Annotated in this window: 6 protein-coding genes; 5 read left to right on the forward strand and 1 reads right to left on the reverse strand. The window is 72.3% G+C overall.

What is annotated here, in order from left to right; genetic code table 11:
- The 5 genes from VF697_RS07065 to VF697_RS07085 form a co-directional block, all read left to right on the forward strand.
- The coding region (locus VF697_RS07065; protein ID WP_331092730.1) for a thiamine pyrophosphate-dependent enzyme at window positions 1–1568 on the forward strand (1568 nt) is incomplete at its 5' end.
- 135 nt (window positions 1569–1703) lie between these two features.
- Window positions 1704–2114, forward strand: coding sequence for a hypothetical protein (locus tag VF697_RS07070; RefSeq protein ID WP_331092731.1), 411 nt, complete (start codon window positions 1704–1706; stop codon window positions 2112–2114).
- Between the two features lie 285 nt (window positions 2115–2399).
- Complete coding sequence (locus VF697_RS07075) at window positions 2400–2900, forward strand: hypothetical protein (protein ID WP_331092732.1); 501 nt, start codon at window positions 2400–2402, stop codon at window positions 2898–2900.
- A gap of 116 nt (window positions 2901–3016) precedes the next feature.
- Entirely contained in the window at window positions 3017–3625 is a 609-nt protein-coding gene (locus VF697_RS07080; protein ID WP_331092733.1) for a hypothetical protein, read from the forward strand.
- A gap of 11 nt (window positions 3626–3636) precedes the next feature.
- Window positions 3637–5352, forward strand: a complete 1716-nt coding sequence (locus VF697_RS07085; RefSeq protein WP_331092734.1) for a tetratricopeptide repeat protein — start codon at window positions 3637–3639, stop codon at window positions 5350–5352.
- Here the strand turns inward: VF697_RS07085 and VF697_RS07090 are convergent.
- Window positions 5315–6058, reverse strand: a 744-nt coding sequence (locus tag VF697_RS07090) for an alpha/beta hydrolase (RefSeq protein ID WP_331092735.1), incomplete at its 5' end; no start/stop codon positions are given. The genes VF697_RS07085 and VF697_RS07090 overlap by 38 nt on opposite strands.

Genomic DNA, 6058 nt, shown 5'->3' on the forward strand with positions numbered 1-6058 from the left:
ACGTGGCCCCCATCTACGCGGGCTGCGTGGAGGAGGGCATCCAGGTCATCGACACGCGCCACGAGCAGGCGGCCGCCCACGCGGCGGACGCCTATGCTCGCGTGACGCGCGGGGTAGGGGTGGCGGTGGTCACCGCCGGCCCCGGGGTGACGGACGCCCTCACCGGCGTGGCCAATGCCCACGCGGCCAGCTCGCCCATGATCCTGCTCGGCGGCGCGGCCCCCATCTTCAACCAGAGCCGCGGTTCGCTTCAGGAGATGGAGCAGGTGGACCTCTTCCACCGCATCTCCAAGTGGTCGGATCGCGTCCCCACGCCGGAGCTGGTGCCGGCCTACCTGGCCAAGGCCTTCCGGGTGGCGCTCTCCGGGCGGCCGGGGCCGGTGTTCCTGGAGCTGGCCTGGGACGTGCTCTGCAACGCCACGGACGAGTCCGGCCTGCAGATGCCCCGCAGCTACCGCACGGACGCGCGGCAGGCGCCGGATCCGCGCAAGGTGGACGAGGCCATGGCGCTGCTGAAGTCCGCCGAGCGCCCGGCCATCATCGCCGGCTCGTCGGTGTACTGGGACGGGGCGTGGGACTCGCTGCGGCGCTTCGCGGAGACGGCGCAGATCCCCGTGTTCCTCAACGGCGCGGGCCGCGGCTGTCTGCCGGCGAGCCACCCGCTCTTCTTCCAGCACACGCGCAAGGACGCGCTGAGCGGGGCGGATCTGGTGTTCGTCATCGGCACGCCCTTCGACTTCCGGCTCAACTACGGCGCCGAGCCCACCTTCAGCGCCGAGTCGAAGATCGTCCAGGTGGACATCGACCCGGTCGAGGTGGGGCGCAACCGCGTGGTGGACGTGGGCATCATCGCGGACAGCTACAGCGCGCTCACCGCCTTCGCGGACGCGGCGCCCCGGATGAAGCGGGACGCGTTCGTCTCGCAGCTCCGGGGCCGCGAGCAGAAGAAGCAGAAGGACCTCGAGGCGTGGACGCGGAACGACAGCGTGCCCATCCACCACTACCGGCTGGCGAAGGACATGTCGGACGTGGCCAACGGGCCGGGGCAGGATCCGGTGTTCATCGCCGACGGCGGCAACTGGGTGGCCATGGCGGCCAAGGTGATCGAGCTGCGCAATCCGGGCCGGTGGTTGGATCCAGGCCCGCTCGGGTGCCTGGGCGTGGGCGCGCCGTTCGCCATCGCCTCGAAGGTGCTGCACCCCGAGCGCACGCATTGGATCATCCAGGGCGATGGCTCGTTTGGCCTCAACGGCATGGACTTCGAGACGGCGCTGCGCTTCAACCTCCCCATGGTGTGCGTGGTGGGCAACGACGCCGCCTGGGGGCAGATCCGCATTCCGCAGGTGCAGATGTTCGGTGAGGACAAGTCGCCGGGCACACTCCTGAGGCCCACCCGCTACGACAAGGTGGTCGAGGCCTTGGGCGGCCACGGCGAGCTCGTGACGGAACCGTCACAGATCCGTCCCGCGCTCGAGCGCGCCCTGGCCAGCGGGACGGTGGCCTGCGTCAACGTGATGCTCGACCCGGAAGCCCCGGTGAAGGCGGGCGCCATGGGGTATGCGGTCTGATGTAACTCAATTGCAGTTGTATCCACACGTTACTACCACTTGCGCGCGAGGGCGCCCTGGCGTACAAAAGGGCGTCCCTGTATTCCCGTTGAAACCGTGTTTCCCGTGAGCCACCCGAACCGCTCAGAGTCCGTGATGCCCCGTCGGTCGCGCCTGCTGGCGCTGCCGCTGGTGCTGCTCTGCGCGCTGGCGTACCTGGGAAGCGCGGCGCACTTCGTCCTGGTGCAGCACGGCACGTGCGTCGAGCACGGCGACCTGGTGCACGAGGCCGAGGTCGAGTCGGGTGACGCGCCAGTACAGGTGCCTGTGTCCTTCGCGGACGAGCGCCTCACGCGCGCGGAGGCCCTGGCTTCCGTGCCGCACGGCGCGGATGCGCACTGCGCGCACGTCTTCCTCCGCCGGGTGGCGCCGCCGTCCGTCGGATTGATGCTGTCGCTGGAAGCACCGGTCCCCTCGGGGCCTGTGCTGGAGGCGGACAGCGTGGCCTGGGAGCCGCCGGTGGCGTGGCTCCACGTGGCACCCAAGTCCTCACCGCCGCGGGCCTGAGCGCCCTCGCTCGGCGTTCGCCGGGCATCGCCCAAGCGCACCCAGGCCCGGAGACTCCCTCCGTGCATCCGGACGCGTCCCCTCGCCTCACGTGAGGCCCTGGGTTCGCGGCCCGTGCATGCACCCGGATCTCCGATTTCGGGCTCCGGTGAGCGAGCGTGATCCCCTCCCGCCGTGCGCCCGCGCACACCTTCCCTCATGTCCCGGGTGTCCCTGTCCGTTCGCGGGACGGGGGCGTGAGGGCTTCGTAGCACCACCCCGTAGTCCACACCTGGAGTCACCACCATGACCAAGAAGCTGCTGTCCGCCTGCCTGCTGACGAGCGCGCTGCTCACCGCCTGCGGCAATACCAACGAGGCCGACGTCGAGGGCTGCGAGCACCTCAAGGAGGGCCCCAGCGCCGCCGTGACCGCGACGGTCCCCCCGACGGACAACGCGCCGCCTGTCCCCGCCGTGAGCAACGACCACAAGCGCTACGACATCACGCTTCCCGCGGGCACCGGGGGCACCACGGGCAACGTCGGCTCGGTGTCGTTCGCCGTGTCCGAGCCCTCCGACTTCGTCCTCTTCCTCGGCACCAACGTGCCCGTGAAGGTCACCCGGGCCGGTGCGGAGGTGGCATTCGAGGAGACCGCGACGAGCTCGGAGGAGTGCGGTGAGGTCAAGGGCCGCTACGTGGTCCCGCTGCAGGTGGGCACGTACACCCTGACCTTCGGCCCCACCTCGCAGGCCAACGTCTCGCTCGTCATCGAGGAGACGGCGCACGACGAAGAGCACGAGCACTGAGCGTCCCCGCTCACCGGACGCGGAGCGGAGGCGCGCTGACCGCCTCCTGCTCCGCGGTCCCCACCCGATTCACCGCACAGGAGACGACGATGCAAGGCGAGCCGAGGAGACACGCGATGGGCTCCTTCCTTCCCCAGGCCCTCCCGCTGGACATGCGACGCGAGGGCGAGCGGCTGTTCGATGTGTCCATGTGGTGTATCGGTCGCGATGTCTCCCACGAGGGCAACCTGCTGCTGCGCCGCGGTCTCACCCGCGAGCGGATTCCCGCGGGGCAACAGGGCACCAGCGCCTACTCGGGCGTGCTGCCCGGGGAAGGGGCCTTCACGCTGTGGGGCTTCGGGGCGCTGTGCCGCGTGTGCGGCGAGGCCGTCTACGTCCCGCGCGACGGCTTCTCCCCGGCCCTGGTGGACGAGGCCCGGGTGGCATGGCCCGTCTTCCAGGCGTCGGGGCTCGGTGGTGCCCTGCACGAGCCCACGGCCCCGTGCGAGCACCACGCCGCGCGCGTCGCGGTGGTGGCGCTGGCCAGCTGGTTGGCCGGGTACGAGGAGTGGGTCGTGGAGACGATGGGCTCCGGCTGGCGGCACGAGTGCCTCGCGGCACGCCGCAAGGCCTCGCCGGTTCCCGTGGAGACGTTGGCGGCGGCGTGGAGGCGGCTGGCCGAGCGCGTGGTCGCGCTGGAGCAGCCCGTCGTGGACGAAGCATCTGCCCCCGTCTTCGGGGCGTGAGAGAGGTCACCATGCTGGTGCGACACCTTCGAGCCGAGGATCCCTCCCTCTTTCCCTCCGGTCCCTGGGATGACGTCCCGGAGGCGGAGCTGCCCACGCCTCCGCTGCGCGAGGGGCTGGGACGCGCGCACCTGCGGGTGAGCACCCAGGTGCCCCTGGCCCAGGCGTACTTCGACCAGGGGTTGCGCCTGTTGCACCTTGGCTGGGGGCCCGAGGCGCGGCGCTCCTTCGCGGAGGCGGCACGGTTGGATCCAGGGCTCGCCATGGCGTACTGGGGCCTGGCCCTGACGCGGGGCGCCGGGGCGCGCTATGCGACCGCCCGGGCGGAGCTCATCCACCGGGCGCTCGCGCTCAGCGAGGGGGTGACGGACGCCGAGCAGCGCTACATCGTCGCGGCCACCTTCCTCGCCGACAAGGGCCCGGCCAACGGCCGTCACGGGTTCATGCGCGAGATGGAAGCCCTCATCGACCGCTTCCCCGAGGACGCCGAGGCGCGCCTGCTGCTCGCGGGTTTCCTCTCGGAGGGATACGAGCCGGATGGACGCCCCACCATGAGCCAGCCCTATGGGCAGGCGCTGCTGCGAGAGCTGCTGCGCACGCACCCGCACCACGAGGGCGTCCACCACGCCTGGGTGCAGGTGATGGTGGACAGCGGGCGCCCCGAGGCGGCCCTGGAGAGCGCGCGTCGTCTGCGGCTGCTGGCGCCTCGCGCCGGGACGGCCCTGCTCGGCTCCGGCCGGTTGCTGCTGCGCACCGGCCACGTCCGCGAGGCGCGCGAGGTGCTGGAGGCGGCGGTGGCCGTGGATGAGGCCTGGCTCTCCCAGGAGTCCCTGCCCGAGTCCGCCGCGCCCGTGGCGAGCCTCGCGCTGCGCCTGCTCACGGTCGCGTGCGCCGACGCGGGACGGTATGGCGAGGCCCAGGCCTGGGCGCGCCGCCTGCGGAGCCGCGTGGAGGCGGTGAAGCCGCACTCGGGACAGGCCCTCGTGTTCGCGGCCGGTGCGCTGTCGACCCTGCACCTGCGCTTCGGCTTCCCGCGTGCGGCGGTGGACCTCCGCGTGGAGCTGAGCCCGGAGGCGGGGCTGCCCGAGCGCGTCCTGCTCGCGGCCATGGAGGCATACGCCCGGGGGCTGCGGGCCCTGGAGGCCGGCAAGTTCGTGGAAGCGGAGCGGATGTGCGAGTCACTCGAGTCCTTGCACCCGCCGCTGGCCGACGAGCGCAAGGGCGAAGGCCGCGCGCTCTGCCCGCGAGATGTCGCCCGGGTGGTGGAGCTGGCGGCGTGCGAGCTGCGGGGCGCACTGGAGTCGCGTCAGGGGGAGCACGCCCGCGCCGAGGCCACGCTCATCAAGGCCATGCGGCTGGAGCGCCGGCTGCGCCCGGTGGGTCCTCCGGCCTTCTCCCGTTCGGCGCGCGAGACGCTGGCCCGCTCGCGGATCCGCTCCGGCCGGGAGGACAAGGCGCTGGAGCTGGCCGAAGCCCTCGTGCGGGAGCGGCCGAGCAGTGGCCATGCCTGGTTCCTCCTGGCCGAGGTCCACGTCGCCCGGGAGGCCTTCACCGAGGCGGCCCATGCCTTCGCCTCCTTCCTGGAGTGCTGGGGCGATGCGGATCCGCACCTGCCGGAGATGCTCCGCGCCCGCACCTTCCTCGTGAGCCATGGGCGGCTCGGCGTGGAGGCCGCGCTGCCCGCCAACGTCATTCCCCTGCGGGCCCTGGAGAATGCCTCGTGTTGAGCGACGCCGGACGTCGTGCCGCTCGCTCAGGCCCCGCGCCGAGGAACGAGAGGATGCGCTGTCCGCACGCCTCCGGCTGCTCCAGCGGGAAGAGGTGGGTGCCGGGGACTTCCTCGGTGCGCACGCCGGGCAGGGTCCGCTGGACGTGCTCCAGCGCGGCCGGAGTGAGCGTGTCCGAGTCCGCTCCGCGCAGCACGAGCGTCGGCACCGCCACCGAGCGCAGTCGCCGCCAGACACCGTGGGGAGACGTCTCGAAGATGCGGGCCTCCCAGGCCGTGGGGATGGTGAGGCGGAAGCCGCCGCCGGGTGCCTCGGTGAGGCCGTGGGCGATGTAGTCCTGGAAGCACTCCGCGTCGAAGTGCCGGAAGAGGGCCTTCTTGCGGTAGCTCGCGGCGGCCTCCTCGCGGGAGTTCCAGTGCTCGCGGCGGCGCCGGGCGAGGCTCGCGGGGGGAATCCGGCTCCGCAGGCCGAGCAGGCTCAGGGCCTGGATGGCCAGGGCGCGCGTGCCCGTGAACAGCACCGGGTCCAACGTCACCACGGCCCGGAAGAGCCCCGGGTTCTTCACCGAGGCGAGCAGGGTGGCCACGCCGCCCATGCTGTGGCCCACGCCCACCACGTCGGAGAGCCCGCGCGCTCGCAGCGCCTGGGCCAGGTCCTCGGCCATGTCATCCCAGGAGCGCATCGTCCGAGGGTCCGTCCCCGGCAC

It is taken from the genome of Archangium sp., assembly GCF_036388035.1.
Taxonomy (GTDB): domain Bacteria; phylum Myxococcota; class Myxococcia; order Myxococcales; family Myxococcaceae; genus Archangium.

Coding starts and splice junctions, on each gene's coding strand:
- VF697_RS07070 (WP_331092731.1), top strand. CDS start 1,704: ATGCCCCGTCGGTCGCGCCTGCTGGCGCTGCCGCTGGTGCTGCTCTGC.
- VF697_RS07075 (WP_331092732.1), top strand. CDS start 2,400: ATGACCAAGAAGCTGCTGTCCGCCTGCCTGCTGACGAGCGCGCTGCTC.
- VF697_RS07080 (WP_331092733.1), top strand. CDS start 3,017: ATGGGCTCCTTCCTTCCCCAGGCCCTCCCGCTGGACATGCGACGCGAG.
- VF697_RS07085 (WP_331092734.1), top strand. CDS start 3,637: ATGCTGGTGCGACACCTTCGAGCCGAGGATCCCTCCCTCTTTCCCTCC.